Origin of the sequence: Rhodobacter sp. NSM, assembly GCF_052244495.1 — a bacterium.
Classification (GTDB): domain Bacteria; phylum Pseudomonadota; class Alphaproteobacteria; order Rhodobacterales; family Rhodobacteraceae; genus Cereibacter_A.
Genome location: NZ_JBQPXH010000004.1, coordinates 318,370 through 344,297 on the forward strand (window position 1 = coordinate 318,370; position 25,928 = coordinate 344,297).

29 protein-coding genes are annotated in these 25,928 nt (G+C 67.5%); 15 read left to right on the forward strand and 14 right to left on the reverse strand.

Annotated elements, in window-relative coordinates; translation table 11 throughout:
* Window positions 1–84: 84 nt before the first annotated feature.
* On the forward strand, window positions 85–1,023 hold the full coding sequence (locus ACTVZP_RS11215; RefSeq protein WP_443212236.1) for an L-threonylcarbamoyladenylate synthase: 939 nt from the start codon (window positions 85–87) through the stop codon (window positions 1,021–1,023).
* 14 nt (window positions 1,024–1,037) lie between these two features.
* Here the strand turns inward: ACTVZP_RS11215 and ACTVZP_RS11220 are convergent, their stop codons facing one another.
* Window positions 1,038–1,613: a DNA-3-methyladenine glycosylase I gene (locus ACTVZP_RS11220; protein ID WP_443212237.1), complete on the reverse strand. Its 576-nt coding sequence runs from the start codon at window positions 1,611–1,613 to the stop codon at window positions 1,038–1,040.
* A 123-nt stretch (window positions 1,614–1,736) separates the two neighbouring features.
* Between ACTVZP_RS11220 and ACTVZP_RS11225 the strand changes: the two genes are divergently transcribed.
* The 3 genes from ACTVZP_RS11225 (at window position 1,737) to ACTVZP_RS11235 (ending at window position 4,750) form a co-directional block, all read left to right on the forward strand.
* Window positions 1,737–2,531: an EAL domain-containing protein gene (locus ACTVZP_RS11225; RefSeq protein ID WP_443212238.1), complete on the forward strand. Its 795-nt coding sequence runs from the start codon at window positions 1,737–1,739 to the stop codon at window positions 2,529–2,531.
* 222 nt (window positions 2,532–2,753) lie between these two features.
* The gene (locus tag ACTVZP_RS11230; RefSeq protein WP_443212239.1) at window positions 2,754–3,929 is read left to right on the forward strand and encodes an acetyl-CoA C-acetyltransferase; all 1,176 of its coding nucleotides are present in this window, start codon (window positions 2,754–2,756) and stop codon (window positions 3,927–3,929) included.
* Between the two features lie 98 nt (window positions 3,930–4,027).
* Complete coding sequence (locus tag ACTVZP_RS11235) at window positions 4,028–4,750, forward strand: beta-ketoacyl-ACP reductase (RefSeq protein WP_443212240.1); 723 nt, start codon at window positions 4,028–4,030, stop codon at window positions 4,748–4,750.
* Between the two features lie 144 nt (window positions 4,751–4,894).
* Here ACTVZP_RS11235 and ACTVZP_RS11240 read toward each other — a convergent pair whose 3' ends face one another.
* The 3 genes from ACTVZP_RS11240 to ACTVZP_RS11250 all read right to left on the reverse strand — a co-directional run bounded on the left by ACTVZP_RS11240 (window position 4,895) and on the right by ACTVZP_RS11250 (window position 6,140).
* Entirely contained in the window at window positions 4,895–5,065 is a 171-nt protein-coding gene (locus ACTVZP_RS11240; RefSeq protein WP_443212241.1) for a YdcH family protein, read from the reverse strand.
* A 98-nt stretch (window positions 5,066–5,163) separates the two neighbouring features.
* Entirely contained in the window at window positions 5,164–5,925 is a 762-nt protein-coding gene (locus ACTVZP_RS11245; RefSeq protein WP_443212242.1) for a tRNA1(Val) (adenine(37)-N6)-methyltransferase, read from the reverse strand.
* Window positions 5,925–6,140 (reverse strand): putative signal transducing protein, encoded by a 216-nt coding sequence (locus ACTVZP_RS11250; protein WP_443212243.1) that lies wholly within the window; start codon window positions 6,138–6,140, stop codon window positions 5,925–5,927. The genes ACTVZP_RS11245 and ACTVZP_RS11250 overlap by 1 nt, the downstream gene beginning before the upstream one ends.
* A 54-nt stretch (window positions 6,141–6,194) precedes the next feature.
* Between ACTVZP_RS11250 and ACTVZP_RS11255 the strand changes: the two genes are divergently transcribed.
* Window positions 6,195–7,196, forward strand: coding sequence for a polyprenyl synthetase family protein (locus tag ACTVZP_RS11255; protein WP_443212244.1), 1,002 nt, complete (start codon window positions 6,195–6,197; stop codon window positions 7,194–7,196).
* A gap of 68 nt (window positions 7,197–7,264) precedes the next feature.
* Here the strand turns inward: ACTVZP_RS11255 and ACTVZP_RS11260 are convergent, their stop codons facing one another.
* From ACTVZP_RS11260 to ACTVZP_RS11275, 4 genes are all read right to left on the reverse strand, one after another.
* Window positions 7,265–7,762 carry a hypothetical protein gene (locus tag ACTVZP_RS11260; protein WP_443212310.1) on the reverse strand — a complete coding sequence of 166 codons (498 nt, stop codon included), beginning with the start codon at window positions 7,760–7,762 and terminating at the stop codon, window positions 7,265–7,267.
* 79 nt (window positions 7,763–7,841) lie between these two features.
* Entirely contained in the window at window positions 7,842–8,678 is an 837-nt protein-coding gene (locus tag ACTVZP_RS11265) for a 4-(cytidine 5'-diphospho)-2-C-methyl-D-erythritol kinase (protein WP_443212245.1), read from the reverse strand.
* Window positions 8,671–10,371 (reverse strand): tetratricopeptide repeat protein, encoded by a 1,701-nt coding sequence (locus tag ACTVZP_RS11270; protein WP_443212246.1) that lies wholly within the window; start codon window positions 10,369–10,371, stop codon window positions 8,671–8,673. The genes ACTVZP_RS11265 and ACTVZP_RS11270 overlap by 8 nt, the downstream gene beginning before the upstream one ends.
* A 99-nt stretch (window positions 10,372–10,470) precedes the next feature.
* Window positions 10,471–12,126, reverse strand: a complete 1,656-nt coding sequence (locus ACTVZP_RS11275; RefSeq protein ID WP_443212247.1) for an electron transfer flavoprotein-ubiquinone oxidoreductase — start codon at window positions 12,124–12,126, stop codon at window positions 10,471–10,473.
* Window positions 12,127–12,399: 273 nt separating this feature from the next.
* On the opposite strand from ACTVZP_RS11275, the gene greA reads away from it, so the two are divergent.
* On the forward strand, window positions 12,400–12,870 hold the full coding sequence (gene greA, locus ACTVZP_RS11280) for a transcription elongation factor GreA (protein WP_443212248.1): 471 nt from the start codon (window positions 12,400–12,402) through the stop codon (window positions 12,868–12,870).
* A 10-nt stretch (window positions 12,871–12,880) separates the two neighbouring features.
* A complete protein-coding gene (locus ACTVZP_RS11285) occupies window positions 12,881–13,837 on the forward strand; it encodes a hypothetical protein (protein ID WP_443212249.1) in 957 nt (318 codons plus the stop codon).
* A 130-nt stretch (window positions 13,838–13,967) separates the two neighbouring features.
* Here the strand turns inward: ACTVZP_RS11285 and ACTVZP_RS11290 are convergent, their stop codons facing one another.
* From ACTVZP_RS11290 to ACTVZP_RS11305, 4 genes are all read right to left on the reverse strand, one after another.
* Window positions 13,968–15,152 carry a PQQ-dependent sugar dehydrogenase gene (locus ACTVZP_RS11290; RefSeq protein WP_443212250.1) on the reverse strand — a complete coding sequence of 395 codons (1,185 nt, stop codon included), beginning with the start codon at window positions 15,150–15,152 and terminating at the stop codon, window positions 13,968–13,970.
* Window positions 15,153–15,313: 161 nt separating this feature from the next.
* Entirely contained in the window at window positions 15,314–15,907 is a 594-nt protein-coding gene (locus ACTVZP_RS11295) for a Hint domain-containing protein (RefSeq protein ID WP_443212251.1), read from the reverse strand.
* A gap of 102 nt (window positions 15,908–16,009) precedes the next feature.
* A complete protein-coding gene (gene sugE / locus ACTVZP_RS11300; RefSeq protein ID WP_443212252.1) occupies window positions 16,010–16,324 on the reverse strand; it encodes a quaternary ammonium compound efflux SMR transporter SugE in 315 nt (104 codons plus the stop codon).
* Window positions 16,321–17,280: an acetyl-CoA carboxylase carboxyltransferase subunit alpha gene (locus ACTVZP_RS11305; protein ID WP_443212253.1), complete on the reverse strand. Its 960-nt coding sequence runs from the start codon at window positions 17,278–17,280 to the stop codon at window positions 16,321–16,323. The genes sugE and ACTVZP_RS11305 overlap by 4 nt, the downstream gene beginning before the upstream one ends.
* Before the next feature lie 217 nt (window positions 17,281–17,497).
* Between ACTVZP_RS11305 and ACTVZP_RS11310 the strand changes: the two genes are divergently transcribed.
* Window positions 17,498–17,962 (forward strand): AraC family transcriptional regulator, encoded by a 465-nt coding sequence (locus ACTVZP_RS11310; RefSeq protein WP_443212254.1) that lies wholly within the window; start codon window positions 17,498–17,500, stop codon window positions 17,960–17,962.
* A 90-nt stretch (window positions 17,963–18,052) separates the two neighbouring features.
* Here ACTVZP_RS11310 and ACTVZP_RS11315 read toward each other — a convergent pair whose 3' ends face one another.
* Window positions 18,053–19,009, reverse strand: a complete 957-nt coding sequence (locus ACTVZP_RS11315; RefSeq protein ID WP_443212255.1) for an L-malyl-CoA/beta-methylmalyl-CoA lyase — start codon at window positions 19,007–19,009, stop codon at window positions 18,053–18,055.
* A 269-nt stretch (window positions 19,010–19,278) separates the two neighbouring features.
* Here ACTVZP_RS11315 and dgcN point away from each other — a divergent pair, with 269 nt between their 5' ends.
* The 3 genes from dgcN to ACTVZP_RS11330 all read left to right on the forward strand — a co-directional run bounded on the left by dgcN (window position 19,279) and on the right by ACTVZP_RS11330 (window position 22,274).
* Entirely contained in the window at window positions 19,279–20,280 is a 1,002-nt protein-coding gene (gene dgcN / locus ACTVZP_RS11320) for an N-acetyltransferase DgcN (RefSeq protein ID WP_443212256.1), read from the forward strand.
* A gap of 168 nt (window positions 20,281–20,448) precedes the next feature.
* On the forward strand, window positions 20,449–21,411 hold the full coding sequence (gene dgcA, locus ACTVZP_RS11325; protein WP_443212257.1) for an N-acetyl-D-Glu racemase DgcA: 963 nt from the start codon (window positions 20,449–20,451) through the stop codon (window positions 21,409–21,411).
* A gap of 2 nt (window positions 21,412–21,413) precedes the next feature.
* Window positions 21,414–22,274, forward strand: coding sequence for a D-amino-acid transaminase (locus tag ACTVZP_RS11330; RefSeq protein ID WP_443212258.1), 861 nt, complete (start codon window positions 21,414–21,416; stop codon window positions 22,272–22,274).
* Window positions 22,275–22,528: 254 nt separating this feature from the next.
* Here ACTVZP_RS11330 and ACTVZP_RS11335 read toward each other — a convergent pair whose 3' ends face one another.
* Window positions 22,529–23,266, reverse strand: a complete 738-nt coding sequence (locus ACTVZP_RS11335; RefSeq protein WP_443212259.1) for an N-formylglutamate amidohydrolase — start codon at window positions 23,264–23,266, stop codon at window positions 22,529–22,531.
* 140 nt (window positions 23,267–23,406) lie between these two features.
* Between ACTVZP_RS11335 and pyk the strand changes: the two genes are divergently transcribed.
* From pyk to rplT, 4 genes are all read left to right on the forward strand, one after another.
* Window positions 23,407–24,852: a pyruvate kinase gene (gene pyk, locus ACTVZP_RS11340; RefSeq protein WP_443212260.1), complete on the forward strand. Its 1,446-nt coding sequence runs from the start codon at window positions 23,407–23,409 to the stop codon at window positions 24,850–24,852.
* Between the two features lie 21 nt (window positions 24,853–24,873).
* Window positions 24,874–25,107, forward strand: a complete 234-nt coding sequence (locus ACTVZP_RS11345) for a hypothetical protein (protein ID WP_443212261.1) — start codon at window positions 24,874–24,876, stop codon at window positions 25,105–25,107.
* A gap of 111 nt (window positions 25,108–25,218) precedes the next feature.
* Window positions 25,219–25,419, forward strand: coding sequence for a 50S ribosomal protein L35 (gene rpmI / locus ACTVZP_RS11350; protein ID WP_002722593.1), 201 nt, complete (start codon window positions 25,219–25,221; stop codon window positions 25,417–25,419).
* A gap of 12 nt (window positions 25,420–25,431) precedes the next feature.
* Window positions 25,432–25,794, forward strand: a complete 363-nt coding sequence (gene rplT / locus ACTVZP_RS11355) for a 50S ribosomal protein L20 (protein ID WP_443212262.1) — start codon at window positions 25,432–25,434, stop codon at window positions 25,792–25,794.
* Window positions 25,795–25,928: the final 134 nt, after the last annotated feature.

The following is a 25,928-nucleotide window of genomic DNA, read 5'->3' on the forward strand; positions in this document are numbered from 1 at the left end:
TGGCAAAGGCGGCGGACGGGTCTAAGTCAGCCCGAAGCCTACTGCACGCCCCCCGATCCTCAAGCTTGAACGCTGCGTCACGCGATGACCGACACCCGCCTCCTGCCCGCCACGCCCGAAGGCATCGCCGAGGCCGCCCGCCTGCTCGCGGAGGGCGGGCTCGTCGCGCTGCCGACCGAGACGGTCTACGGGCTGGCCGGCGATGCGCGCAACGACCGAGCCGTCGCGCGGATCTTCGAGGCGAAGGGCCGTCCGCAGTTCAATCCGCTGATCGTGCATCTGCCGGATCTTGCCGCTGCCCGCCGCCACGCGCGCTTCGATGCCGAGGCCGAGCGTCTGGCCGACGCCTTCTGGCCCGGACCGCTCACCCTCGTCCTGCCGCTCGGCGACACGCCGGTCTCGCCGCTCGTCTCGGCCGGCCTCTCCTCCGTCGCGATCCGGGTGCCGGCGCATCCTCTCGCCCGGCAGCTGCTGCGCGCCTTCGGCGGCCCGCTGGCGGCGCCTTCGGCCAATCCTTCGGGCCGCGTCAGCCCGACCCGGCCCGAGCACGTGATGGAGGGGCTCGCCGGCCGGATCGACGCGATCCTCGACGGCGGCGCCAGCGAGGTGGGGGTCGAGTCGACCATCGTCGCGCCGGGTGACCCGCCGCTCCTCCTCCGTCCGGGTGGCCTGCCCGTGGAAGCGATCGAGGACTGCCTCGGGCGCCGGCTTGCGACCGGCGGAAATGCCGAACGGCCGTCGTCGCCCGGCCAGCTTGCCTCGCATTATGCGCCGGGCGTGCCGCTGAGGCTGGAGGTGCTCCGGCCCGAGCCGGACGAGACCTGGATCGGCTTCGGCGCGACGGGCGGGCCGCTGAACCTGTCGCCCTCGGGCGATCTCGTTGAGGCCGCGGCCAGTCTTTTCCATCTGCTGCGCGAGGCGGACCGTCTGGGGCAGCCCATCGCCGTCGCCCCGGTGCCCGAGAGGGGGCTGGGCCGCGCGATCAACGACCGCCTCCGCCGGGCGGCCGCTCCGCGCCCCTGAGGCCCGCAGGCCGGTCAGCCGCCGAGACGCGCACAACGGTCGTGGGCGCAGCAGTCGACGATATGGTCGTTGACCATGCCTGTCGCCTGCATGAAGGCATAGACGATGGTCGGCCCGCAGAAGCGGAAGCCGTTCGCCTTCAGCTCCTTCGACATGGCGCGTGCGGCCGGCGACTCGGTCGGCACCTCGGCCATGCTCGTGAAGCGGTTCTGGATCGGGCGCCCGTCCACGTGCTTCCACAGGAAGTCCGCGAAGCTGCCCTTCTCTTCGATGGCGATGAAGGCGCGGGCGTTGCCGATCGTCGCCTCGATCTTGCCCCGGTGGCGCACGATGCCGGCATCACCGAGCAACCGCACGACCTCGTCCTCGCCCCAGGAGGCGATGACCGCGGGCTCGAAGCCATGGAAGGCCGTGCGGAAGGCGTCCCTCTTTCTCAGAATGGTGATCCAGGCGAGGCCCGCCTGAAACCCGTCGAGAATGAGCTTCTCCCACAAGGCGCGGGCGTCCCGTTCCGGAACCCCCCATTCCTCGTCATGATAGGCGATGTAGAGCGGGTCCTGCCCGCACCAGGTGCAGCGTATGGGGTTCATATCCGAATGATAGAGATGTTTGCCTGAACTTTTTCTTTACGGTTGTGTCTGCAATCTGTCATCGGATTCGAGGCAGGGAAGGTTTCGGGAATGGCACAGGAACTCAGACCAGGTTCGTCCCCGATGGGAACGCCGCTCGAATTCGCCATGGACGAGATCGAGCGGCAGACGTTGCGCATGGTCGAGCAGGCCCTGCGGGCCGAGCGGCTTGTGCTGGCCTGGCAACCGGTGGTCATCGCGCGCGACACGTCCAGGACCGTGTTTCACGAAGGTCTGATCCGGGTGCTGGACGAGACCGGCCGGATCATTCCGGCCCGCGATTTCATGTCGGCCATCGAGACGCAGGAACTGGGCCGCCTGATCGACTGCGCCTCGCTCGAGATGGGCCTTGCGGCGCTGTCCCGGAATCCGGGGATCAAGCTGTCGATCAACATGTCCGCCCGATCCATCGGCTACACACGCTGGATGCAGACGCTGCAAGGCGCCGTGCGGGCAGATGCGAGCCTCGGGCCGCGTCTCATCCTCGAGATCACGGAAAGCTCGGCGATGCAGGTGCCCGAGCTGGTGATCGCCTTCATGGACGAGCTTCAGCGCGACGGGATCTCCTTCGCCCTCGACGATTTCGGCGCCGGTTTCACCGCCTTCCGCTATCTGAAAGACTTTTTCTTCGACATCATCAAGATTGACGGCCAGTTCATCCGGAACATCCACCGCGATCCGGACAACCAGGTGCTGACCCAGGCGATGCTTTCGGTGGCCCGCCACTTCGACATGTTCACCGTGGCCGAATCCGTCGAGACCGCGGACGAGGCGGAGTGGCTTCGCGCCGCAGGCGTCGACTGCCTGCAGGGCTACCTGTTCGGCGCCCCGCGCACCCAACCCTCGTGGGAGGCTGCGGGCGCGCGCCTGTCCGCCTGACCGAAAAGGCGCCGCCCAAGCAGGGCCTGCGCGCTATTCGATACTCCTGCCCCGCCTTTGCCGATGCAGCCGGTTGACGACGCCTTTGCGCGTCCCTCCGCGACACCGGACACGGCCGCGAGCGCAAACATCTTGCGCAATGGCCTCCCGGTGCTTACCCAATTTCTGCGAAGCGGCGGAGAATGCCCTCTGCCGGCACCGGCTCAAGGGAGAGGATCGGACATGACCAACGTGGTAATCGTGTCGGCGGCGCGCACGGCCGTCGGCAGCTTCAACGGAGCCTTCGCAGGCACGCCCGCCCATGATCTCGGCGCCGCCGTCATCGAGGCCGTGGTCGCCCGTGCGGGGATCGACAAGTCGGAAGTCAGCGAGACCATCCTCGGCCAGGTGCTGACCGCGGGTCAGGGCCAGAACCCGGCGCGTCAGGCGCATGTCAAGGCGGGCCTGCCCAAGGAAAGCGCGGCCTGGAGCATCAACCAGGTCTGCGGCTCGGGCCTGCGCTCGGTGGCGCTGGCGGCCCAGCATGTCCAGCTCGGCGATGCGGCCATCGTCGTGGCCGGCGGGCAGGAGAACATGAGCCTCGCGCCCCACGTGGCGCACCTCCGCGCGGGCCAGAAGATGGGCGACCTGAGCTTCATCGATTCCATGATCAAGGACGGGCTCTGGGACGCCTTCAACGGCTACCACATGGGCCAGACCGCCGAGAACGTGGCGAACCAGTGGCAGATCAGCCGCGACATGCAGGACGAATTCGCGCTCGCCAGCCAGAACAAGGCCGAGGCGGCGCAGAAGGCCGGCCGGTTCGCCGACGAGATCGTGCCCTTCGTCATCAAGACCCGGAAGGGTGAAGTCACGGTGGATGCCGACGAGTACATCCGCCATGGCGCGACACTCGACGGGATGACCAAGCTCCGCCCGGCCTTTGCCAAGGATGGCAGCGTGACTGCCGGCAACGCCTCGGGCATCAACGACGGCGCAGCCGCCGTGCTGGTCATGAGCGCCGACGAGGCCGAGAAGCGCGGGCTGAAGCCGCTTGCCCGCATCGCCTCCTATGCGACGGCCGGCCTCGATCCGTCGATCATGGGCGTGGGCCCGATCCATGCCAGCCGCAAGGCGCTGGAGAAGGCCGGCTGGAAGGTCGGCGATCTCGACCTCGTAGAAGCTAACGAGGCCTTTGCCGCGCAGGCCTGCGCGGTCAACAAGGACATGGGCTGGGATCCGTCGATCGTGAACGTGAACGGCGGCGCGATCGCCATCGGCCACCCGATCGGCGCCTCGGGCGCGCGCATTCTGAACACGCTGCTGTTCGAGATGCAGCGCCGCGATGCCAAGAAGGGCCTCGCAACCCTCTGCATCGGTGGCGGCATGGGTGTCGCCATGTGCCTCGAGCGTCCCTGATCTTCCGCTGCAGGCAAGAATGGGTGCGCAATAATATTGCGCACCCTATTCCGTTTCTATAACAGTCTTTCAAAGGACAGAGATTCAGAGGAGGAAACATGTCCAAGGTTGCTCTGGTGACTGGCGGGTCGCGCGGCATTGGCGCCGCGATCTCGGTGGCGCTGAAGAATGCGGGCTACACGGTCGCCGCGAATTACGCGGGCAATGACGAGGCAGCGCGGAAGTTCACCGAAGAGACCGGCATCAAGACCTACAAATGGTCCGTAGCCGATTATGACGCCTGCGCAGCCGGCATCGCGCAGGTCGAGGCCGACCTCGGCCCCGTCGCGGTCCTCGTGAACAACGCGGGCATCACGCGCGACTCGATGTTCCACAAGATGACGCGCGACCAGTGGAAGGAGGTCATCGACACGAACCTCTCCGGCCTCTTCAACATGACGCATCCGGTCTGGTCCGGGATGCGCGACCGCAAGTTCGGCCGCATCATCAACATCTCCTCGATCAACGGCCAGAAGGGCCAGGCCGGGCAGGCGAACTATTCCGCCGCCAAGGCGGGCGACCTCGGCTTCACCAAGGCGCTGGCGCAGGAGGGTGCGCGCGCCGGGATCACCGTCAACGCGATCTGCCCCGGCTACATCGCGACCGAGATGGTGATGGCGGTGCCCGAGAAGGTGCGCGAGTCGATCATCGCCCAGATCCCGACCGGCCGCCTCGGCGAGCCTGAAGAGATCGCGCGCTGCGTCGTCTTCCTCGCCTCGGACGACGCGGGTTTCGTCACCGGCTCGACCATCACCGCGAATGGCGGCCAGTATTTCGCCTGAGTGCGGCGCCGAAGAACAGACGAGCCGCGCAGGTCATCCCTGCGCGGCTCTTGCATTCTGGTCATGGCGGGATCAACCGGCGGCTGAAAACATCCTCGCCGCAGAGGATCGGGGCACCGGCGCCTCAGGCCCGGCGCCGCGCACTCAGCACGCCTGAGACAGACGGGCGATCTCTTCCTTCAGCTTCAGCTTCTGTTTCTTCATCTCGGAGATCTTCAGGGCGTCGATGGCCGGATTACGCTGGTCTTTCTCCACGCGCTCAGAGAGGGTCTCGTGCCTGCGGCGAAGTTCCTGCAGATGCGAAGCGACAGTCATTCTCGTCCTCCTGTGCATGATCCGAGTGTCATGAGTTCATCACAAAGGTTGAGTCGTGTCACGTAAACTCGGGCCTTTTGGCGGCCTCTCGCGCCAGATCAGCTCAACCTTAGCGGGAATTCGCCGCCGTTGCGCAGGATGTGGGCAGCGACCGGGGTGAAAGCCTCCCGGTCGCCTTCGTGACGGGCACCTTCGTGCAGGATGAAGGGCGGAAGCAGGCGAAATGCCGCGCGTCCGCCCTTGCGCGACTGGAGGATGATCCTCTTGGCTGCGCGCCCTTCCCTCGCCTGCAATGGCAGCAGAACGGTGGAGCCCATGCGCACATCGAGGGCAGAGAGTGCATCCGGCAGGCGATCCGCGCCGAGGATCAGCGACAGAATGCCGCGGGGCGCAAGCCGACGCACGGCCGCCTCGATCCAGAGCGGAAGGGGCGTCGCCTCGCGCATCGCCCGCTCGCGTCCCGCGTCGGCGGCGCGTGTTCCACCGCCTGCCGGATAGTAGGGAGGATTGGCGATCACGTGGTCGAAGCTCCGGCGCAGGCCGGATGGCATCGCCGTCAGGTCGCCCTCGACGACCTCGAGCGCCAGATCGTTGCGCAGCGCGTTCTCGCGGGCGAGCGCCGCATAGGCCGGCTGCAGTTCCAGCCCCGCGAGACGAAGGCCCGGCACGCGCCAGCCGAGGCAGAGGCTCGCCACGCCTGCCCCGCAACCGAGTTCGAGCACGCTCTGTCCTGCCACTGCCGGCACGGCGGCCGCGAGCAGGACCGGGTCGGTCGCCGCACGATATCCGCGCCGCGGCTGCAGCACTCTCAGCCTCCCGCCGAGGAACCCGTCGTCCGTCAGCTCGTCCGGCGAGAACATCAGGGCGTCGTCTGGATACCGTTGTCGGCCATCACCCGGCAGGCCCTTTCCCAGTCCTCCTCGGGGACAAAGAGCCGCCGCGGCAAAATGCCGATCGAGCCTTCGAGGACGCTCATGTGGACGTCCACCGGAAAGGCGTCTATATCCTCGCCCTGAAGGAGCGCGGTGGCGAAGGCGATGATCGTCGGGTCGGTCGTGCGCAACAGTTCCTTCATGTCGGGGACATTGTCGGCAACTCTTCGGTTTGTCGAGCAGGTTGCAGGATCGGGATGGGATTGGACGAGGTTTCGCAAAAGCCGCATGAACGGCTCGCCGCATGGCTGGCCGAGGACATGGCAGCCGTCAACGCGCTGATCCGCGAGCGGATGGCCTCGAAACACGCGCCCCGCATTCCCGAGGTCACCGCGCATCTCGTCGAGGCGGGCGGCAAGCGGTTGCGCCCGCTGCTGACGCTGGCCGCGGCCCGGCTCTGCGGCTACGAGGGTCCCTATCACATCCATCTCGCAGCCACCGTCGAATTCATCCACACGGCGACGCTCCTGCATGACGACGTGGTGGACGAAAGCCATCGCCGCCGAGGAAAGCCGACCGCCAACCTCTTGTGGGACAACAAGTCCTCGGTCCTCGTCGGCGATTACCTCTTTGCCCGCAGCTTCCAGCTCATGGTCGAGACCGGGTCGCTCCGCGTGATGGACATCCTCGCCAATGCCTCGGCCACGATCTCCGAGGGTGAGGTGCTGCAGCTGACCGCCGCGCAGGATCTGCGCACGACCGAGGAGATCTATCTCCAGGTGGTGCGGGGCAAGACAGCGGCGCTGTTCGCGGCCGCGACAGAGGTGGGCGGCGTCATCGCGGGCGTCACGGACGCGCAGGTCGACGCGCTGCACGCCTATGGCGACGCCCTCGGCATCGCCTTCCAGATCGTGGACGACCTGCTCGACTACGGCGGGGCGGATGCACAGATCGGCAAGAACACCGGCGACGATTTCCGCGAGCGGAAGCTGACGCTTCCGGTCATCAAGGCCGTGGCCAGGGCCGATACCGAGGAGCGCGCCTTCTGGCAGCGGGTCATCGAGAAGGGCGACCAGCGCGAAGGCGACTTCGCCGAGGCACATGCGATCATGGCGCGCCACGGCTCCATGGAGGCCGCACGGCAGGATGCGCTCGGCTGGGTGGCGACGGCCCGCGAGTCGCTCACGCTCCTGCCCGAACATCCGCTGCGCGACATGCTGCACGACCTTGCGGATTTCGTGGTCGAGCGCATCGCCTGAGGGCATTGACGATCGCGGAAGTGAGATCGCCGCGCGGCTGCTCGGCGATCCGCAGCCGTGACAAGCCCTCAACCCGGGGGCCAGATCTTGTCGAAGGTCGCACCCGTCCAGCGCCAGCGGATATAGGGAGGATGGTCCGCGCGCTGTCCTTCGAAGATGAGGTCGGGCCAGCCGCCGACACCTTCGCGGCTGTCGAACCACATCGACGGAGCGCCGATCAGGTCGAGCACACGCATGAAGCCCTGTCCACCCGCCGGCATCAGGTGCAGGCTCGAGTGGCATCCGAGAATGCCGAACCAGGCGCCGCCGCAGAGCGAGACGCGCAGCAGGCGCCGGCCGTCAGCGAATTCGACCAGTTCGCCTCCGACATCGACCGGCCTGCCGGGGCCCGCCTCTGCCTCGGCGATGGCCGTTGCCTCGAGGCTGCGCGCGAAGCTCTCCACGGCGGCATCGGTCCGCGCCACGGTCTCGAGCGCGATGAATCGCGCCGGATCGCTGGCGGGCGTGGCGTCTACCTGAGCCGTCGCAAGCGCAGGCCAGAGAGACAGGGCGAGAAGAAGGCGCATCAGGAACACATCGGCATCTCCGGCTGAACCAGACCAGCCTGAGGCAGAATCGCCCCTCTGCCAAACGGTTGATGCCCGGTCAGCCAGTCATGCGTCCGGGTTCGACCCACCAGCCGGGATGGGCGGCGCGCAACGCCTCGGCCGCCGCGCGTGCGGGTCGTTCGGCGGAAAAGAGACCGAAGCAGGTGGCGCCCGAGCCCGACATGCGGGCAGTCAGGCATCCGGGCTGCGCTGCGAGCGCGGCCCGTGTGTCCGCGATCTCTGGGGCGAGCGAAATGGCCGGCTCCTCGAGATCGTTGCGCATCCCCGCGAGGAAGTCCGCGAGGTCCTCGGCCGTCGCCCAATCCGGAAGGTTGTCAGGCATGGGCGGGTTGGAGCGGCAGGTGAGCGCCTTGAAGACCGGCGGCGTCGGCACCGCGACACCGGGGTTCGCCAGAACGAGCCACGCGGAAGGCAGAGGAGCCTTGAGCGGCGCAAGGATTTCCCCCACCCCCGACATCCGCACCGCCCGCTCGGCGAGGCAGACCGGCACGTCCGCGCCGAGCCTCAGCACGGCGGCAGCGTCCGGCAGGGGCGCCTTCCACAGCGCAGCGAGCGCCCTCAGCGTGGCCGCCGCATCCGCGGAGCCCCCGCCGATGCCGGAGGCGACCGGCAGCTGCTTCTCCAGCGTGAGCCGCGCCGCCTGCCCGCCCATCGCACGGGCCGCCCGCAGAACGAGGTTGTCGTCGCTGGCCGGAAGCTCGGCCGCCCGGGGCCCGGTGATCTCGAGGCTCAGCCGCTCGGCCAGCTCGGCCCTGACGGTATCGCCCACATCGGCGAAGACCACGAGCGAGTCGAGGAGGTGGTAGCCGTCGGGTCTCTGGCCGGTGACGTGCAGGGTCAGGTTGATCTTGGCGCGGGCAAAGGCTTCAGTCATTCGCTCTTACGGCTACGGACAAGGGTTTCGCGCCTTCCTCCGCCAGCAGCGCGTCGAGGCCGACCTCGAGCTTGCGGCGGATGCGTTGCGCCTCCTTGTCCTCGGGATCGAAGGAGAGCGCGCGGCGCCACTGGAAACGGGCTTCGAGCTTGCGCCCGACGGCCCAGTACACATCGCCGAGGTGGTCGGTGACGATGGGATCGACCGGCTCGAGCAGCGAGGCCTTCTCCATCGGCTCTACAGCATCGGCGTAGCGGCCGAGCCGGAAATAGGCCCAGGCAAGGCTGTCGATGATGTAGCCGCTCTCGGGCCGGGCGGCCACGGCGCGTTCGATCATCGAAAGCGCCTCGTCGAGGTTCTCGCCGCGGTCCACGAAGGAATAGCCGAGGTAGTTCAGCACCTGCGGCTCGTCGGGATTGAGTTCCAGCGCACGCCGGAAGTCAGCCTCGGCCTCGGCCCACTGCGACAGGCGCTCGTGGCTGATGCCGCGGCTGTAGAAGATGGGCCAGTGCTGTCGCTCGGGCGCGGGCACGCGGGCGAGAGCGGCATCGTAGGCCGTGACGGCATCGGCATACCGCTCCTCGCGGCGGAGCGCATCGCCAAGGGCGAGATGCACCTGCATCAGCTCGCTGCGGCTGCGGGCCAGACCCTGCAGCACCTCGAGCGAGGCTTCGGTCTTGCCGTCCGCGCGCAGCGCGTCGGCGCGGCCGATCTCGGCCACGAAGAACATCGGGTCGGACGTCGGGATCCGCGCGTAGGTCTCTGACGCGAGCTGGTGCTGGCCCTGGTTGTCGAGGATCTGCGCCGAGAGCAGCAACGCCTCGGTGTGGTCGGGGCGCAGGTGGGTCGCGGTCCGCGCGTAGAGAAGGGTCGATCCGTCGTCCACCTCTCCGCTCAGGGCGCCCGCAAGCGTGAAGAAGACCTCGGCCATGCCGTCGGAGGCGTTCCGCGCCACATCGTAGGGCAGTGTCTCGTCGGCGGCGAGCCGCGCCTTCAGCGCATCGATCCCTGCATCGGCGTCGGTGCCGAAGCTCTTGTCGAGCATGTCGATGGCCTCGGCATTGCGGTCGAGCTGGCTGAGGATCTGCGCATGCGCGATCGAGCCGCGCCGCATCACCCTCAGCGCATTTCCGTCGCGGCCCGACAGGATCTCGTCGGCCCCCTCGAAATCGCCGGCCGCGGCAAGCGCGAGCGCCTTGTGATAAAGTCCGAAAGCTTCGAGCCCCTCGGTCCTGGCAAGGCTGTCGAAGGCCGCGAGCGCCTCGGACATCCGCCCTGCTCCGAACTCGGCCCAGGCGAGCGAAAGCCTGTCCACCAACGGGCCCAGCCCGGTGGGCTCGCCCTTAAGGATGGCCGAATAGTCCTCGCGCGTGGCGCGGTCGGCGAGCAGCACCAGAGCCGCGGCCTGCGCCCCCGCTCCCGCCTCCACCAGCTGAGTGGCGAGCGGCACCGCCTTGTCGATCTCGCCGAGCGAGAAGTCGGAAATCAGGGCGCCCTCGATCAGGCTGGGATTTGCTGGGTCGGAGGCAAGCGCCCGGGTGAACCAGTCGGCCGCTGCGCGATAGTCGCTGCCGGCGGCAGCCACGCGGGCAGCGAGGTAGGCACCTGCATCCTCTTCCTGCGCCCCAGCCGCCACCGGCAGAAGCGCCGCGAGCGCCAGACCAAGGACCGGCCGCATCAGGATGTTCGCCATGAGAATTCGCCTCCGCTTTGCGGCAACGCTAGTCTTGCCGCGCGGGCAAGGCAATGCGCGCAGGTGCGGAAGGGGGCCGCTCTCGCAATTGTCAGAGGCTCACATGTTCGGATAGTTCGGACCGTCCCCACCCTGCGGCGTGGCCCAGTCGATGTTCTGGCTCGGGTCCTTGATGTCGCAGGTCTTGCAGTGCACGCAGTTCTGGAAGTTGATCACGAAGCGCGGATCGCGGCCATCCTCGCTCACCACCTCGTAGACGCCGGCCGGGCAGTAGCGCTGCGCAGGTTCGGCGAATTTCGGCAGGTTGACAGCAATCGGGATCGACGGGTCCTTCAGCTTCAGATGCGCGGGCTGGCTTTCCTCGTGATTGGTGAAGGAGAAGGCCACGTTGGTCAGCCGGTCGAAGGAGAGCACGCCATCGGGCTTCGGGTACTGGATCGGGGCGAAGTCCTTGGCGAGGCCCGTGTCGGCGGCGTCGGTCTTCTTGTGCTTCATCGTCCCGAAGAACGAGAAGTCGAAGAGGCTGTTCGTCCACATGTCGAGGCCGCCCAGCGCCATCGAGGCGTAGAGCCCGAGATGCGACCAGATAGGCTTCACGTTGCGGACCTTCCACAGGTCCTTGCCGATCGGCCCCTTGCGCACGGCCTTCTCGTAGTCGGAAAGCTCGTCGCCCTGCCTGCCGGCCCTGATCGCGGCATGGGCTGCCTCGGCCGCGGCCTTGCCAGAGAGCATGGCGTTGTGGTTGCCCTTGATGCGCGGCACGTTGACCATGCCGGCCGAGCAGCCGAGCAGCGCACCACCCGGGAACACCATCTTCGGCAGCGACTGGTAGCCGCCCTCGGAGATGGCGCGGGCACCATAGGCCACGCGCTTTCCGCCCTTCAGCAACTCGGCCACCATCGGATGGTGCTTGAAGCGCTGGAACTCCTGATAGGGATAGAGATGCGGGTTCTCGTAGTTCAGGTGGACGACGAGGCCGATGAAGATCTGGTTGTTCTCGGCATGGTAGATGAACGAGCCGCCGCCCGCGTTCTTGCCCAGCGGCCAGCCCATCGTGTGCCAGATCCGGCCCTGCTTGTGCTTGGCCGGGTCGATCTCCCAGATCTCCTTCATGCCGAGGCCGTATTTCTGCGGCCCGTAGCCGTTGCGGAGGTCGAATTTCTCCATCACCTGCTTGGAGAGCGAGCCGCGCACGCCTTCGGCCAGCAGGACATACTTGCCGAGAAGTTCCATCCCCGGCTCGTAGCTCGGGCCGGGCGTGCCGTCGGACTGCCTGCCGAACTCGCCCGCAACCACGCCGCGCACCTCGCCGTTCTCGCCGTAGACCAGCTCCGAGCAGGACATGCCGGGGAAGATCTCGACGCCGAGTTCCTCGGCCTGGGTCGCAAGCCAGCGGCAGACATTGCCCATCGACACGACGTAGTTGCCGTGGTTGTCCATGAGCTTCGGCACCGGCCAGGACGGCAGCATGGTCTGACCCGTGGGGGTGAGGACGAAGAAGTGGTCCTCCGTCACCGGCGTGTTCAGCGGCGCGCCCTTTTCCTTCCAGTCGGGAATCAGGGCATTCAGGCCGACAGGATCGAGCACCGCACCCGATAGGATGTGCGCACCGACCTCGGACCCCTTCTCGAGCAGCACCACGGACAGGTCGGGGTCGAGCTGCTTCAGACGGATCGCCGCCGACAGGCCCGCCGGGCCGCCCCCCACGACGACGACATCGTATTCCATCTGCTCGCGGGAGGTATGCTCGGTCATCAGTCGGTCCTCTGGCGGGCCTCGGGCGACCCGGCTGGAAAGCGCTAATCAAGACATCCCGTCGTTCCTGCAACATGCATGGCGCGAGGTCAATCGTAACGCGGCGATCCTTTCGCCGCGGTGCCGCGACAATGCCGCGCCCGCGCGAGCGGCCGCGTGCAAGCCAACGACCCCCTTGCATTCGTCCGCCCCTTCGGATCAGGTGAACCGAACACATGCGCAAGGTCATGGTCCTGCCCGGGCCGTGGCTTTCTGTTTTTCTGGTGAAGGCCGATGGAAAAGATCCCGATGACCCGCGCGGGTTTCACCGCGCTCGACGACGAACTCAAGACGCTCAAGACGGTGGAGCGTCCGGCCGTCATCCGCTCCATCGCCGAGGCGCGCGAGCATGGCGATCTGTCGGAGAACGCCGAATATCACGCCGCACGCGAGAAGCAGAGCTTCATCGAAGGCCGCATCAAGGAGCTGGAATCGATTCTGTCGCTGGCCGAGGTGATCGACCCGGCGCGTCTGTCGGGCTCGATCAAGTTCGGCGCGACCGTCACGATCATCGACGAGGAGACGGAGGAAGAGAAGACCTACCAGATCGTCGGCGAGGCCGAGGCCGATATCGAGGCGGGGCTTCTCAACATCAAGTCGCCACTCGCGCGTGCCCTGATCGGCAAGGACGAAGGCGACACGGTCGAGGTCAAGACCCCGGGCGGCGAGCGCGGATACGAGGTGGTCTCGGTCCGCTTCGTCTGACGGCAGCGCCATGACCGAGCCGCAGGACAAGTCCGTCGATCTTGGGTTCTACGCCCGCGAGCGCCTGGCAGCCCTTTCGCCGCTCGAGGCGGGCGTGGCCGGTGCGGGTCTGCTCTGGACGCTCTCGGTCGCGCTGCACCTGATCTTCCGGGGCGGTGGCGGGATCTTCGCCCATGTTCTCGCCGTCCTGGCCGTCGTCGTTCCGTTGGTGATCACGGTCGCGATGGTCCTGTTCCTCCGCACGATCCGCCAGCTCAGGTCCGAGAACGAGCGGATGGCCAGTGCCGTCGATGCAATGCGGAAGGCTCATCTGGTCAGCCAGCAGGGCGGAGCGGCACGCGTGGCGCTGGAGAAGCGGGTCGAGGAGATGGCCGGCACCCTGCACCAGTTCGAGCAGCGCCTCGCGGACCTCTTCCCGGCACCGGCGGATCCGACGCCCACTGCAACACCGCAGGACCAGCCGGCACTCGCGCTGAACGGGCCACGCCAGCGTGCGCCGCTGACGGTGGCCGATCTGGTCCGCGCGATGAATTTCCCCGAGAGCGTCGAGGATCGGGCAGGATTTCGCGCGCTGCGCCGCGCGCTCGAGGATCAGGCTTCCGCGAAGCTCATCCGCGCCGCACAGGACGTGTTGACCCTGCTGAGCCAGCTCGGCCTTTTCATGGAGGATCTGGTGCCCGACCGCGCGCGGCCGGAGATCTGGCGCCGCTTCGCCGAGGGCGAACGCGGACGGCCGATCTCGGACCTCGGCGGCATCCATGACAAGGATGTGCTGGGACCGGTTGCGACCAAGATGCGCGAGGATCCGGTGTTCCGGGACGCTTCGCACCATTTCCTGCGTGCCTTCGACAGGACTTTCTCGCATTTCGCGAGACAGGCCACGGACGCCGAGATTGCCGAAATGGCGGAAACCCGGACGGCCCGTGCCTTCATGCTGATCGGCCGCGCCTCGGGCACCTTCGACTGACCACGAGCGGGCTCTGGCCCCTCGGCAGACTCCGCAGGAGCCGCGCAAGGACCTTGGGCGCAAACGGCAATTGCAGGCATCGCCTGTCCAGGACGCGGCCGATCCCCTCACAGTTGGAGCCGGTCGCCCGTCAGCCTTCGGGAGTGGCCGGCGTCACGCGGAGGATGCCTCCGTCCGGCGCGTCGATCAGCAGAAGAAGCTCGCCATCCCCGGTCTCCTGCACGTCGCGAACCCGTCCGACCTCCGCCAGCAGACGCTCCTCGCCTGTCACGCGGTCGCCGTCGATCGTCAGCCGCACCAGACCGCCGGGCTTCATCGAGCCGACCAGCAGATCCCCCTGCCAGTCCTCGAAGGCTGCACCCTCGTAGAAGGTCATGCCGCCCGGCGCGATGACGGGATCCCAGTAATAGACAGGCTCGACGAAGCCCTCCGCCCGCGCCTCGCCGGTGCCCACGGGGGTTCCGTCGTAGTTGACTCCGTAGCTCACCTCGGGCCAGCCGTAGTTCGATTTCGGCTCGATCAGGTTCAGCTCGTCGCCCCCCTTGGGCCCGTGCTCGATGATCCAGAGCCGGCCATCCGGGGCGAAAGCAGCGCTCTGGATGTTGCGGTGACCGTAGGTCCAGATCGTGTCCAGACCTTCGCCGCCGACGAAGGGATTGTCCGACGGCGCAGAACCGTCGAGCGCCAGCCGGATCACCTTGCCGTAGCTGGTGCCGAGATCCTGCGCACGTTCCCGCTCGGCGCGGATCGAATGCTCGCCGGTCGTGATGAAGACGTGCCCCTCGCCGTCGAAGGCGATCCGCGAGCCGTAATGCATGGGGGCCTGCGAGGGTGGATGCTGCACGAAGATGTCCTCGACCGAGGTCAGTTCGGTTTGATCCTCGGAAAGCACGCCCCGGGCCGCCGCAGTCACCGTTCCGCCGTCGACGCGCTTGGCATAGGTCCAGTAAATCATCCGGTCCTCGGCAAAGGTCGGCCCTGCAGCCACGTCGAGCAGGCCACCCTGCTTGCGCGCATCCACTTCGGGCAGGCCGGATACGGGGTCGGAAAGTGTGCCATCGGCCGAGACGATCCTCAGCCGCCCCGGCCGCTCCGTCACGAGCCATCCGCCGTCGGGCAAGGAACCGATGCCCCAGGGATGCTCCAACCCCTCGACGAAGGAACGCGCCTCGACAGAACTGTCCGCCAGCGCCGGGGCGCGGGTCTGGTTCTCGAAGGCGGGCTCGAAGTCCGTGGCGGGGGCACCTTGTTCGACCGGCTGGGCGAAGGCGGCAGCCGGAGCCAGCAAGAGCGCAAGCGGGTAAAGGCGGTTCATCGGTCGTCTCCCTGTCGTTTTTCTGGCCGGGCAACGGGCAGTCGAAAGAGTCGTTCCCCTCCCTCACCCCCTCGTGACGGTCGCGTGAGAAACGGGACCACGCGGGCCCCGGCTCCGTGAGCGGATCATTTGCGCAGACAGGCGTGCCGCCGGCCGGGACGTCAGCCTTCGCCCACCCGGCCGCGGGCGCCTCTTGCGGAAGCGGCATCGTCCGCCGCGTCGCACCCAAGAAGCGCCCGTCGCCGCGCCGCGACCAGAAGCAGGTTGTCCACCTGCACGCAGAGCGCCTCGGAGAGGAAGAGGCGCGTGACCGAAAGCGGGGCTTCCAGCGGACGCTGCCTGATGCTGCGACCGTTGACGAGCGCCACCGCGGGCACCGACACTTCCGGCGGCAACATGCCCTCGGCCGTGCTCGCCCCCGACAGGACCATCCTCTGGTCCGGCGAGACCACCAGCAGGCGGGCGGGCTGATCCGCGCCCAGCGCGTCGGGCGCGATCCAGATCGGCCAGAGCCGGGGATCCGCAAGCGGTTCAGGACGAAGGATCCGGCGATCGACCGCAAGGACCGGCAGGAAGCGGTCGCCCTTGCACCACAGGCGGTCGCCGGGAACGAGAGATGCCACCGGCTGCGGGCCGGTTTCGGTGAGAATCCTTCCGCGGTCGGGAAAGATACCCTCGGCACCCGCCGTTCCGGCGTCCTCGTCCGGCACCCACCGGACGGTAAGCCTGTCGCCGTGCCAGATCTTCATGAACATGGTTCGCCTCCGCTGCTGAGGCGAAAGCTCGTAGACGGAAGTTGCGGAACACTTGCCGCAGCGCTGCCTGTTGCGTCGAATTGTCGGAAAGCAGTGCCCGCCTCAGGCGAGCTTCAGCGCCACGATTCCCGCCACGATCAGGGCGATCCCCGCGATGCGGAGCGGCGACGCGGGCTCTCCGAAGATTGCCATGGCGAGAAGTGCGGTGCCGACGGCACCGATGCCCACCCAGACGGCATAGGCGGTGCCGACCGGCAGGCTCTTCATTGCGAGGCTCAGGAGCCAGAAGCTGGCCGTCGCTCCGACCAGCGTCAGCACGCTCGGAACCGGGCGCGTGAAGCCTTCGGAGTATTTCAGCCCCAGCGCCCAGCCGGTTTCCAGCAGACCCGCAACCAGCACCAGCAGCCAGGGCGTCAAGCCGCCAGACCCTTGGATCCCATATCGAGGAACTTGTTGCGGCGGTCCTTGATCAGCCACTCGGGCTTGCGGCCCACCAGCTCCTTCAGCATCATCTCGATGGCCTTGCCCACGGCCTCGACCGTCTCGCGGCGGCCGCGCTGCGCGCCGCCCAGCGGCTCCTTGATGATCCGATCGATCACGCCCAGCTTGTGCAGGTCCTGCGCGGTCAGGCGCAGCGCCTCGGCCGCCTCGCGCATCTTCTCGGCGTCCTTCCACAGGATCGAGGCGCAGCCCTCGGGCGAGATCACCGAATAGACCGAGTGCTCAAGCATAGCGATCCGGTTCGCCGTCGCCAGCGCCACGGCGCCGCCCGAACCGCCCTCACCGATCACCACGGTCACCAGCGGCACGCCGATCTCGAGACATTTCTGCGTCGCCCGTGCGATGGCCTCGGCCTGGCCACGCTCTTCCGCGCCCTTGCCCGGATAGGCGCCGGGCGTATCGACGAGGGTAATCACCGGCAGCCGGAAGCGATGGGCCATGTCCATCAGCCGGATCGCCTTGCGATAGCCCTCGGGCCGCGCCATGCCGAAATTGCGCTCGATCCGGGTCTTGGTGTCGTGGCCCTTCTCCTGCCCGATCACCACCACCGGGTTGTCGTTGAACCGGGCGAGGCCGCCCATGATCGCATGGTCGTCGGCAAAGTTCCGGTCACCCGCGAGCGGCGTGTATTCGGTGAACAGGCCCTCGATGTAGTCCTTGCAGTGCGGACGGTCGGGGTGGCGCGCCACCTGGCACTTCCGCCACGGAGTGAGGTCCTTGTAGAGGTCCTTCAGCAGCGTCTCGGCCTTGCGGTCGAGCGCGGTGGCCTCCTTTTCGACGTCCATCTCCTTGTTCCCCCGCGCGAGCGCGCGAAGTTCTTCGGCCTTCCCCTCGATCTCGGAGAGAGGTTTTTCGAATTCGAGATAGTTCATCGCGGACACTCCGTACGGACCGGCACGACATATGCAACCGGGCGGGCGCAAATGCAACATGACGACTGGGACGCGCCGCCGCAGGGGCGCCGCATGGTCCGTCGGATGGCGCGACGTCGCGTCCGCCGGCCCGCGCCGGTCAAGATGCCACACGAGCGAAGCGCATGGAATCGGTCAACATCGGATCACGATCAGAGACGAGTTGAGGAGCCAGGCCATGTACCCGGTGCATATCCGCGAAAAGTCCCCTCGGCGCCTTGCCGCCCTGCGCCACGCAGGCTCGTTCGACGAGATCGGCTGCACCTTCGGCCAGACCTGCCAGGTCCTCGAAGAGCGCGGCTTGCTCTCGCAGGCCGGCTGCATGATCGCCGTCTACTGGGACAATCCCGTGCTGGTGCCTCCCGAGGCGCTGCACAGCCATGCCGCCATCGCCGTGCCCGACGCGATGGACATCCCGCCGCCGCTCGAGGAGCTGCGGCTGACCGGGGGCCGCTACGCGGTCCTGCGATACATCGGTCCCTATTCGGGGCTGTCGAAGGCCCATCAGTATCTCGTCGGCAAGTGGTTGCCGGAGATGCGCGAGATTCAGGCGGAGGGGCCGGTGATCGAGATCTACCTCAATGCCGCGATGGAGACGCCGTCGGATGCTCTGGTGACAGAGATCTGCGTTCCGTTGCTCTGAACACAGCAACGCCCCGGACCGGGGTCCGGGGCGCGCGTCCTCCCGATGCGCTGCGGTTTGCCTCCCAACTCGCCGCAGCTCCGGTATGACTCAAGCGGATATCATTTCCGCCTGCCTTACGATCACTTCTGCCTGTTTGATGGACGCGATGTCAACAAGTCTTCCCTTGTAGACAGTCGCTCCCTCGCCCCGCTGCTTCGCAGCTTCCATCGCCGCGAGAATTTCCCGCGCTTCGGTTACCGCTTTCTCCGAGGGGGTGAATACCTCGTTCGCGAGGGCCACCTGCTTCGGGTGTATCGCCCACTTGCCCACCATGCCGAGCGTCGCCGAACGGCGGGCCTGCGCACGGAAGCCCTCGTCGTCCGAGAAGTCGCCGAAGGGCCCGTCGACGGGCAGGATGCCGTGGGTCCGGCACGCTGCCACGATCGCCGCCTGCGCCCAGTGCCAGGGATCGGACCAGTGCTTCTGCCCGTCATGCAACATGTAGTAGTTTTCCTGCGTCCCACCGATACCCGTGGTCTGCATGCCCATCGACGCGGCGAAATCGGCCGCGCCAAGGCTCATCGCCTGAAGCCGTGGCGAAGAGGCGGCGATCTCTTCCACATGTGCAATGCCGGCGGCCGATTCGATGATGACCTCGAAGCTTACGGGCTTTGTCCGGCCCTTGGCGCGCTCGATGGCAGTTACCAGCGCATCCACGGCATAGACATCCGCCGCGCAGCCGACCTTCGGGATCATGATCTGGTCGAGGCGCTCGCCCGCCTGTTCGAGCAGGTCCACCACGTCGCGATACCAGAACGGCGTGTCGAGGCCGTTGATTCGCACCGAGAGATACTTCTTCCCCCAGTCGAGCCCGTTGATCGCCTCGATGATGTTGGCGCGGGCCTGCGGCTTGTCGTCGGGCGAAACCGAATCTTCCAGGTCGAGATTGATTACATCGGCCGCCGAAGCTGCCATCTTCTCGAACAGCGCGGGCCTCGAGCCGGGGCCGAACAGCTGGCAGCGGTTCGGACGGGCGGGAGGTGCAGGCTGGAGTCTGAAGCTCATTCGATCTCTCGGCAAGGAAGTTTCATGTGGCTTGCGCAATTCGTTATTATATTGCGCGCGACGACGCAAGCGACTTTCGCAGGCGCAGAAAGCGCATCGTGCACGGAACCGATGCTTGCGCAATATCGCGGCATAGCGGAGAATTCTGCTGCCATCTGGCAGAAAATCCGAAGATTGTCCCACAAGAAGTAAATGCAGACGCAGAGAATGCGATGCAATTCCGCAGCGTCCCGCGCATGATCCGCACGATCAACCCGAGGATGTCCATCATGATCCAGACCCCCTACCTGCTCTTTCTCGGCGATGCGCCGGACGCCCTGGCCGCGAAGGTTGCGCAGGGCATCAGGGACTGGCGGCCGGAATTTGCGGTGGGGCAGTTCCGGATGGAAGGTTGCAAGGCCGATCTCGGGCTGCCGGACATGACCCTGGCCGAGGCGAAAGCCGCGGGCTGCCGCACCCTGGTCATCGGAGTGGCGAACCGCGGCGGCGTGATCTCGCAGGCCTGGAAGAAGGTGCTGGTTGCGGCGCTCGAGGAAGGCTTCGATCTCGCCTCCGGCCTGCACAACCTGCTTCGTGACGAGGAGGACCTCGCCGCCGTCGCCCATGCCACGGGCCGGACGCTCCACGATGTCCGGGTGCCGATGGAGGACTATCCGATCGCGAACGGGCGCAAGCGCACGGGCAAGCGGATGCTGGCCGTCGGCACCGACTGCTCGATCGGCAAGATGTATACCGCCCTCTGCATCGACCGCGAGATGCGGCAGCGCAAGCTGAAGGCCACGTTCCGGGCGACGGGACAGACGGGCATCCTCATCACCGGCGGCGGCGTGCCGCTCGACGCGGTGGTCGCGGATTTCATGGCAGGCTCGATCGAACATCTGACGCCGGACAACGATCCCGATCACTGGGACCTGATCGAGGGCCAGGGCTCGCTCTTCCACGTCAGCTATTCGGGCGTCACGCTCGCGCTGATCCACGGCGGGCAGCCGGATGCGCTGGTGATCTGCCACGAGCCGACGCGGACCCACATGCGCGGCCTGCCCGACTACACGCTGCCGAGCATCGAGCAGGTTCGTGACGCGGCTCTCGCCATGGCGCGCGTCGCGAACCCGGCCTGCGTGGCCGTCGCCTGTGCGATCAACACGGCCGCCCTTTCCGACGAGGAAGCACTGGCCTATTGCGCCGAGGTCGAGGCCCGGACGGGCCTGCCCACGGTCGATCCGTTCCGGCACGGAGCAGGGCGTCTGGTCGACGCGCTGATCGCAGTGTAGCTTCCCGCCGGGGCGACGACCGGCTGCCGGGCGGCCCCTTCTGCAACGGGCGCGCCGGCGGCGATCAGGCGTGGCAACCGCCGCTTCCAGCCCGGCCGCGCCGCCCGGAACCACTCCGCGTGACTGACGGTCCCGCGGCGCCCGATACGAACGGCCGGAGGAACCGCCATGATCACCGTCACCCCCGAGAGCTTCCGTCTCGCCGAGGTCTTCACCATCTCGCGCGGATCGCGCACCGAAGCGCGGGTGCTGACCGTCGCGGTCGAGCGCGCGGGTCTCACCGGGCGGGGCGAATGCGTGCCCTACTCCCGCTACGGCGAGACGCTCGAGAGCGTCGCCGACCAGATCGCGACGCTGCCCGAGAACCTCACCCGCGCCAACCTGCAGACGCTGCTGCCAGCTGGTGCCGCGCGCAATGCGGTGGACTGTGCGCTCTGGGATCTCGAGGCGAAGGATACCGGCAAGCGGGTCTGGCAGCTTCTGGGTCTGCCCGCGCCGCAACCGCAGGTCACGGCCTTCACCCTCTCGCTCGATGCGCCCGAGAGGATGCAGGCAGCGGCGGCGCGGAACGCGCACCGGCCGCTCCTGAAGATCAAGCTCGGCACGCCTGACGACATGCCCCGGCTCGAGGCCGTCCGCGCGGGCGCGCCGGACACGCGCATCATCGTGGATGCCAACGAAGGCTGGACGGCCGAGATCTACACCGACCTTGCGCCACACCTGCTGCGCCTCGGCGTGGCGCTGGTCGAGCAACCGCTGCCCGCGGGGCAGGACGACCTGCTGTCCGAGATCGCCCGCCCGCTGCCGGTCTGCGCCGACGAATCCTGCCACGACCGCCACTCGTTGCCCGCGCTCAGAGGCAAGTATGACGTGGTCAACATCAAGCTCGACAAGACCGGCGGCCTGACCGAGGCCCTGGCGCTGCGCGAGGCGGCGCTGGCCGAGGGCTACGGGCTGATGGTGGGCTGCATGGTCGGCAGCTCGCTCGCCATGGCGCCCGCGACCCTCGTTGCGCAGGGTGCGGCTTACGTCGACCTTGACGGCCCCCTGCTTCTGGCCGAAGACCGCGATCAGCCGCTCGTCTTCGACGAAGCCGGCATCCATCCTCCATCCGCCGAACTCTGGGGTTGAACATGAGCCGCACCGTCTATGTGAACGGGGAGTATCTCCCCGAGGAAGAAGCCACCGTCTCGATCTTCGACCGGGGCTTTCTCATGGCCGACGGCGTCTACGAGGTGACCTCGGTCCTCGGCGGCAAGCTCATCGACTTCGCCGGCCACGTCGCGCGCCTCGAACGCTCGCTGGGCGAGCTTGACATGGCGATGCCGATGAGCGCGGAGGAACTGCTGGAGGTGCACCGCGAGCTGGTGGCACGCAACGGCGTCGAGGAGGGGATGATCTACCTCCAGGTCACCCGTGGCAATCCGGGCGACCGCGACTTCGCCTTCCCGCCTGCCGACACGAAGCCGACCGTCGTGCTCTTCACGCAGTCGAAGCCGGGCCTCGCGGCCAACCCCGTCGCCAAGGTGGGCATCAGGGTGATCTCGATCCCGGACATCCGCTGGGGTCGCCGCGACATCAAGACGGTGCAGCTGCTCTATCCGTCGATGGCCAAGATGGCCGCCAAGAAGGCCCATGTGGACGATGCCTGGTTCGTCGAGGACGGTTTCGTCACCGAGGGAACCTCGAACAACGTCTATATCGTGAAGGGCGGCAAGATCATCACCCGCAACCTCTCGAACGACATCCTGCACGGGATCACCCGCTCCGCCGTCGTCCGCTTCGCGCGCGAGGCGCAGATGGAGGTGGAGGAACGCCCCTTCACCATCGAGGAGGCGCAGTCGGCCGACGAGGCCTTCTTCACCTCGGCCTCGGCCTTCGTCCTGCCGGTGATCGAGGTCGACGGGAAGGCGGTGGGCGCGGGCACCCCCGGCCCCGTCGCGGCCCGCCTGCGCGAGATCTACCTCGACGAGAGCCTGAAGGCCGCCGTCTGAGGCATCCCTTCCCGGACGGAAACGGGCGGCCGTTGGGCCGCCCGTTCTGCTTTGGGCCACCGACGGCCCCTTGAGCAGGAACGGACCCTCAGCTTCTCCGCCCTGACCGGGCGGCACATGAGCCGGGGGGTTCTCGAAACGATGCCATCCGCGCTCGACGGCGCGGGCCACACGCAGGCCGGAGCCACTGAGACAGGAAGGGCAGCGGGCAGCAGCCGATGCCCCCGACCGGCAGCGCCGGCCGAGCCCGGATCTCAGTCCGGCAGGTCCGCAAGCACCTCCTCGAGGATCGGCGCGAGCCGCTCGGCCCAGGCCCGCTGCTCCGCCTCTTCCCGGATCAGGTCGTGGCGCAGCTCGATCAGCGTGTTCAGCCGGTCGCGCTGCAGCGCGTGCCGGTCGATCGAGTCCCCCGGCAGGTGGCCGAGATAGGGCTGGTTGTCGCCGATGCAGAGATCGGCCTCGGCCCGCAGCCTCTCGATCAGCGCCCGGCTGAAGCGGTCGTTCAGCGGCGAATGCAGGATACCCACATGCCAGGGCCGCGGCGCCCGGCCCTGCAGCCGTGGCGTGAAGGAGTGGATCGCGACGATCACCGTGTCGGCCCGCCGCGCGGCCAGCCGCGCCAGGGCCGAATGATAGGGCCGGTGGAGCATCTCGAGGCGCCGCCCGACCTCGGCCGCATCCACATGCCGGTTCGCCGGGATGATCGTGCCGTCGTAAAGCCGCATGACCAGCGTCGGGTCCTTCTCGCCGCGGTTCGGGTCGATCACCAGCCGCGAGAAGGTCGAGAGCACGCAGGGGCCGTCCAGCAGCCCGGCCAGCGCCCGCGCCACCCCCGCAGCCCCCACGTCATAGGCGATGTGCCGCTCCATCTCGGCCGCCGGGAGGCCCAGGTCGCCCCCTGCCACCTCGGACGGAACCCGGTTCGAGGCATGGTCGCAGGTCACGAGCCAGCGCGAGGGGCGGTCGGCTCCCACGATCTCGAAGGCGGTCATCAGGCGCTCCGTCACATCCCTGTCAGAGGTCCGGTTTAGGACGCAATCGGAAAAAGCGCCAGTTGCCGTGCCGCGGGCTTTGGGCCATAGAGGAACCGGCCCACCACGACATCGATGGAACTACGAGGAAACGAGGCACGATGAGACGCCTTCGCAATGTAAAGATCGTGGCCACCCTTGGGCCGGCCTCCAACGACTACGCCACCATCCGCGCACTCTTCGAGGCCGGCGCGGATGTGTTCCGGCTGAACATGAGCCACGGCTCGCACGACGACATCCGCGCGCGCCACCAGATGCTGCGCCGGATCGAGGCCGACACGGGAACCCCGGTCTGCATCCTCGCCGATCTTCAGGGGCCGAAGCTCCGCGTCGGAACCTTCGCCAACGGTTCGGAAGAGCTGGTCGAGCGGGCCCATTTCCGGCTGGATCTCGATCCCGCGCCGGGCACGCTCGAGCGGGTGAACCTGCCGCATCCCGAAATCTTTGCAGCCTTGGAGCCGGGGTCGAGCCTGCTCGTCAACGACGGCAAGATCCGTCTCGAGGTGCGCGACTGCGGCCCGGACTTCGCCGACTGCGTGGTGACGGTGGGCGGCACCATCTCGAACCGCAAGGGCGTGAACGTGCCCGACGTGGTGCTGCCGCTGGCGGCCCTGTCGGAAAAGGACCGCCGCGACCTCGAATTCGTCTGCGAACTCGGCGTGGACTGGCTGGCACTCTCCTTCGTCCAGCGACCCGAGGATGTCGAGGAAGCCCGCAGCCTCGCCCGCGGCCGGGCGGCGATCCTGTCGAAGATCGAGAAGCCGGCCGCCGTGAAGGCTTTTGACGCAATCCTTGCGGTCTCCGACGGGATCATGGTGGCGCGCGGCGACCTGGGCGTCGAACTGCCGGTGCAGGCCGTGCCGCCGATCCAGAAGCGTCTCGTGCGTGGCGCGCGCGCGGCGGCCAAGCCGGTGATCGTCGCCACGCAGATGCTGGAATCGATGATCGACTCGCCGATGCCGACGCGGGCCGAGGTCTCCGACGTGGCGACCGCGATCTACGAAGGCGCCGATGCTGTGATGCTCTCGGCGGAATCCGCGGCCGGATCCTATCCGATCGAGGCCGTGACCACGATGAACAACACCGCCATCTCGGTCGAGAACGACCCGGTCTATCGCGACATCATCGAGGCCAGCCGCTCGGCCAAGCGCACGAGCGTGGCCGACGCCATCGTGGCCGCCGCCCGCGAGATCGCCGAGAACACGCCGATCAAGGCCATCTGCTGCTTCACCCAGACCGGCAAGACGGTCTCGCTGGTGGCGCGCGAGCGTCCGCGGGTGCCGATCCTCGCCCTCACGCCGCTGGTCGAAACCGCGCGTCGCCTCTCGCTCACCTGGGGGACGCATTGCGTCCTGACCGAGCCGCAGGAGCGCTTCAAGGGGGCGGTGATCTGCGCCGCCCGCGCGGCACTCTCGGACGGCTTCGCCCACGAGCACGAGCAGATCGCCGTCGTGGCCGGCGTGCCCTTCAACGTGCGCGGCACGACGAACATCCTGCGCGTCGCGCCCTGTGACGAACGATTGATCTACAGCGGCGATCCCGAGTAGTCTCGCACGAGGCGCACAAGGGTGAAGGTTTTGAACAGCGAGCTTTTTCTCGTCATGGGTGTCATGGTCGGCGTCCTTGCCGTCCCGGCGCTGTTCTCGGCCGCCGTGGATGGCCGCCCGCCCCGCGCGGGCGCCATCCTCGTCCTCGTCGCGGGCACGCTCATCGTGCTCGCCCTCGAGGGCCGCCCGGGCGGCTACGACATGGCCGACATCCCGCGCGCCTTCTCGAACGTGTTCGGGCGGCTTCTGCGCTGAATCCGCTTGCACCGGGGGACGCTCGCCCCTATAGGGCGCGTCTTACACCCGCACGGCCGGCCTAAGAGGCATGCCGAGTCGTGCTTGACCCACTCGCAAGAGGAGATGGAAATGCCCAAGATGAAGACCAAGTCCGCGGCGAAGAAGCGCTTCAGCTTCACCGCCACCGGCAAGGTGAAGGCCGGCCCGGCCGGCAAGCGCCACGGCATGATCAAACGCTCGACGAAATTCATCCGCGATGTGACCGGGACCATGATCCTGTCCGACGCCGACGCGAAGATCGTCAAGAAATACATGCCCTACGACCGGTAAGGAGAGCTTCACATGTCCCGCGTCAAGTCCGGCAAGGTCACGCACGCCCGCCACCGCAAGGTGATCAAGCAGGCGAAAGGCTACTACGCCGCCCGCTCCACGAACTTCCGTACCGCGACCCAGGCCGTCGACAAGGCGAACCAGTACGCGACCCGCGACCGCAAGGCCCGCAAGCGCAACTTCCGCGCCCTGTGGATCCAGCGCATCAACGCGGCCGTGCGTCTCTTCGACGTCGAGATGACCTATTCGCGCTTCATCAACGGCCTGGCGAAGGCCGGAATCGAGGTGGACCGCAAGGTCCTCGCCGATCTCGCCGTGCACGAGCCGGAAGCCTTCAACTCGATCGCCGCGCAGGCCAAGGCCGCGCTGGCCTGATCGAGGCAGGATCCGCCGACAGCCCCGCGCCCGCCCGGGCCGCGGGGCTTTTTCATGCGCGTCACCGGCGCGGTGCGGGGCATGCCGCCGCGTCTTGCTCGCCGAGGGACACCGGCGCTTCCTGTCGGGACGCG

Excerpts from the sequence above, each read along its gene's own strand:
- ACTVZP_RS11215 (WP_443212236.1), top strand. The coding sequence starts at position 85 with ATGACCGACACCCGCCTCCTGCCCGCCACGCCCGAAGGCATCGCCGAG.
- ACTVZP_RS11220 (WP_443212237.1), bottom strand. The coding sequence starts at position 1,613 with ATGAACCCCATACGCTGCACCTGGTGCGGGCAGGACCCGCTCTACATC.
- ACTVZP_RS11225 (WP_443212238.1), top strand. The coding sequence starts at position 1,737 with ATGGGAACGCCGCTCGAATTCGCCATGGACGAGATCGAGCGGCAGACG.
- ACTVZP_RS11230 (WP_443212239.1), top strand. The coding sequence starts at position 2,754 with ATGACCAACGTGGTAATCGTGTCGGCGGCGCGCACGGCCGTCGGCAGC.
- ACTVZP_RS11235 (WP_443212240.1), top strand. The coding sequence starts at position 4,028 with ATGTCCAAGGTTGCTCTGGTGACTGGCGGGTCGCGCGGCATTGGCGCC.
- ACTVZP_RS11240 (WP_443212241.1), bottom strand. The coding sequence starts at position 5,065 with ATGACTGTCGCTTCGCATCTGCAGGAACTTCGCCGCAGGCACGAGACC.
- ACTVZP_RS11245 (WP_443212242.1), bottom strand. The coding sequence starts at position 5,925 with ATGTTCTCGCCGGACGAGCTGACGGACGACGGGTTCCTCGGCGGGAGG.
- ACTVZP_RS11250 (WP_443212243.1), bottom strand. The coding sequence starts at position 6,140 with ATGAAGGAACTGTTGCGCACGACCGACCCGACGATCATCGCCTTCGCC.
- ACTVZP_RS11255 (WP_443212244.1), top strand. The coding sequence starts at position 6,195 with ATGGGATTGGACGAGGTTTCGCAAAAGCCGCATGAACGGCTCGCCGCA.
- ACTVZP_RS11260 (WP_443212310.1), bottom strand. The coding sequence starts at position 7,762 with ATGCGCCTTCTTCTCGCCCTGTCTCTCTGGCCTGCGCTTGCGACGGCT.
- ACTVZP_RS11265 (WP_443212245.1), bottom strand. The coding sequence starts at position 8,678 with ATGACTGAAGCCTTTGCCCGCGCCAAGATCAACCTGACCCTGCACGTC.
- ACTVZP_RS11270 (WP_443212246.1), bottom strand. The coding sequence starts at position 10,371 with ATGGCGAACATCCTGATGCGGCCGGTCCTTGGTCTGGCGCTCGCGGCG.
- ACTVZP_RS11275 (WP_443212247.1), bottom strand. The coding sequence starts at position 12,126 with ATGACCGAGCATACCTCCCGCGAGCAGATGGAATACGATGTCGTCGTC.
- greA (WP_443212248.1), top strand. The coding sequence starts at position 12,400 with ATGGAAAAGATCCCGATGACCCGCGCGGGTTTCACCGCGCTCGACGAC.
- ACTVZP_RS11285 (WP_443212249.1), top strand. The coding sequence starts at position 12,881 with ATGACCGAGCCGCAGGACAAGTCCGTCGATCTTGGGTTCTACGCCCGC.
- ACTVZP_RS11290 (WP_443212250.1), bottom strand. The coding sequence starts at position 15,152 with ATGAACCGCCTTTACCCGCTTGCGCTCTTGCTGGCTCCGGCTGCCGCC.
- ACTVZP_RS11295 (WP_443212251.1), bottom strand. The coding sequence starts at position 15,907 with ATGTTCATGAAGATCTGGCACGGCGACAGGCTTACCGTCCGGTGGGTG.
- ACTVZP_RS11305 (WP_443212253.1), bottom strand. The coding sequence starts at position 17,280 with ATGAACTATCTCGAATTCGAAAAACCTCTCTCCGAGATCGAGGGGAAG.
- ACTVZP_RS11310 (WP_443212254.1), top strand. The coding sequence starts at position 17,498 with ATGTACCCGGTGCATATCCGCGAAAAGTCCCCTCGGCGCCTTGCCGCC.
- ACTVZP_RS11315 (WP_443212255.1), bottom strand. The coding sequence starts at position 19,009 with ATGAGCTTCAGACTCCAGCCTGCACCTCCCGCCCGTCCGAACCGCTGC.
- dgcN (WP_443212256.1), top strand. The coding sequence starts at position 19,279 with ATGATCCAGACCCCCTACCTGCTCTTTCTCGGCGATGCGCCGGACGCC.
- dgcA (WP_443212257.1), top strand. The coding sequence starts at position 20,449 with ATGATCACCGTCACCCCCGAGAGCTTCCGTCTCGCCGAGGTCTTCACC.
- ACTVZP_RS11330 (WP_443212258.1), top strand. The coding sequence starts at position 21,414 with ATGAGCCGCACCGTCTATGTGAACGGGGAGTATCTCCCCGAGGAAGAA.
- ACTVZP_RS11335 (WP_443212259.1), bottom strand. The coding sequence starts at position 23,266 with ATGACCGCCTTCGAGATCGTGGGAGCCGACCGCCCCTCGCGCTGGCTC.
- pyk (WP_443212260.1), top strand. The coding sequence starts at position 23,407 with ATGAGACGCCTTCGCAATGTAAAGATCGTGGCCACCCTTGGGCCGGCC.
- rpmI (WP_002722593.1), top strand. The coding sequence starts at position 25,219 with ATGCCCAAGATGAAGACCAAGTCCGCGGCGAAGAAGCGCTTCAGCTTC.
- rplT (WP_443212262.1), top strand. The coding sequence starts at position 25,432 with ATGTCCCGCGTCAAGTCCGGCAAGGTCACGCACGCCCGCCACCGCAAG.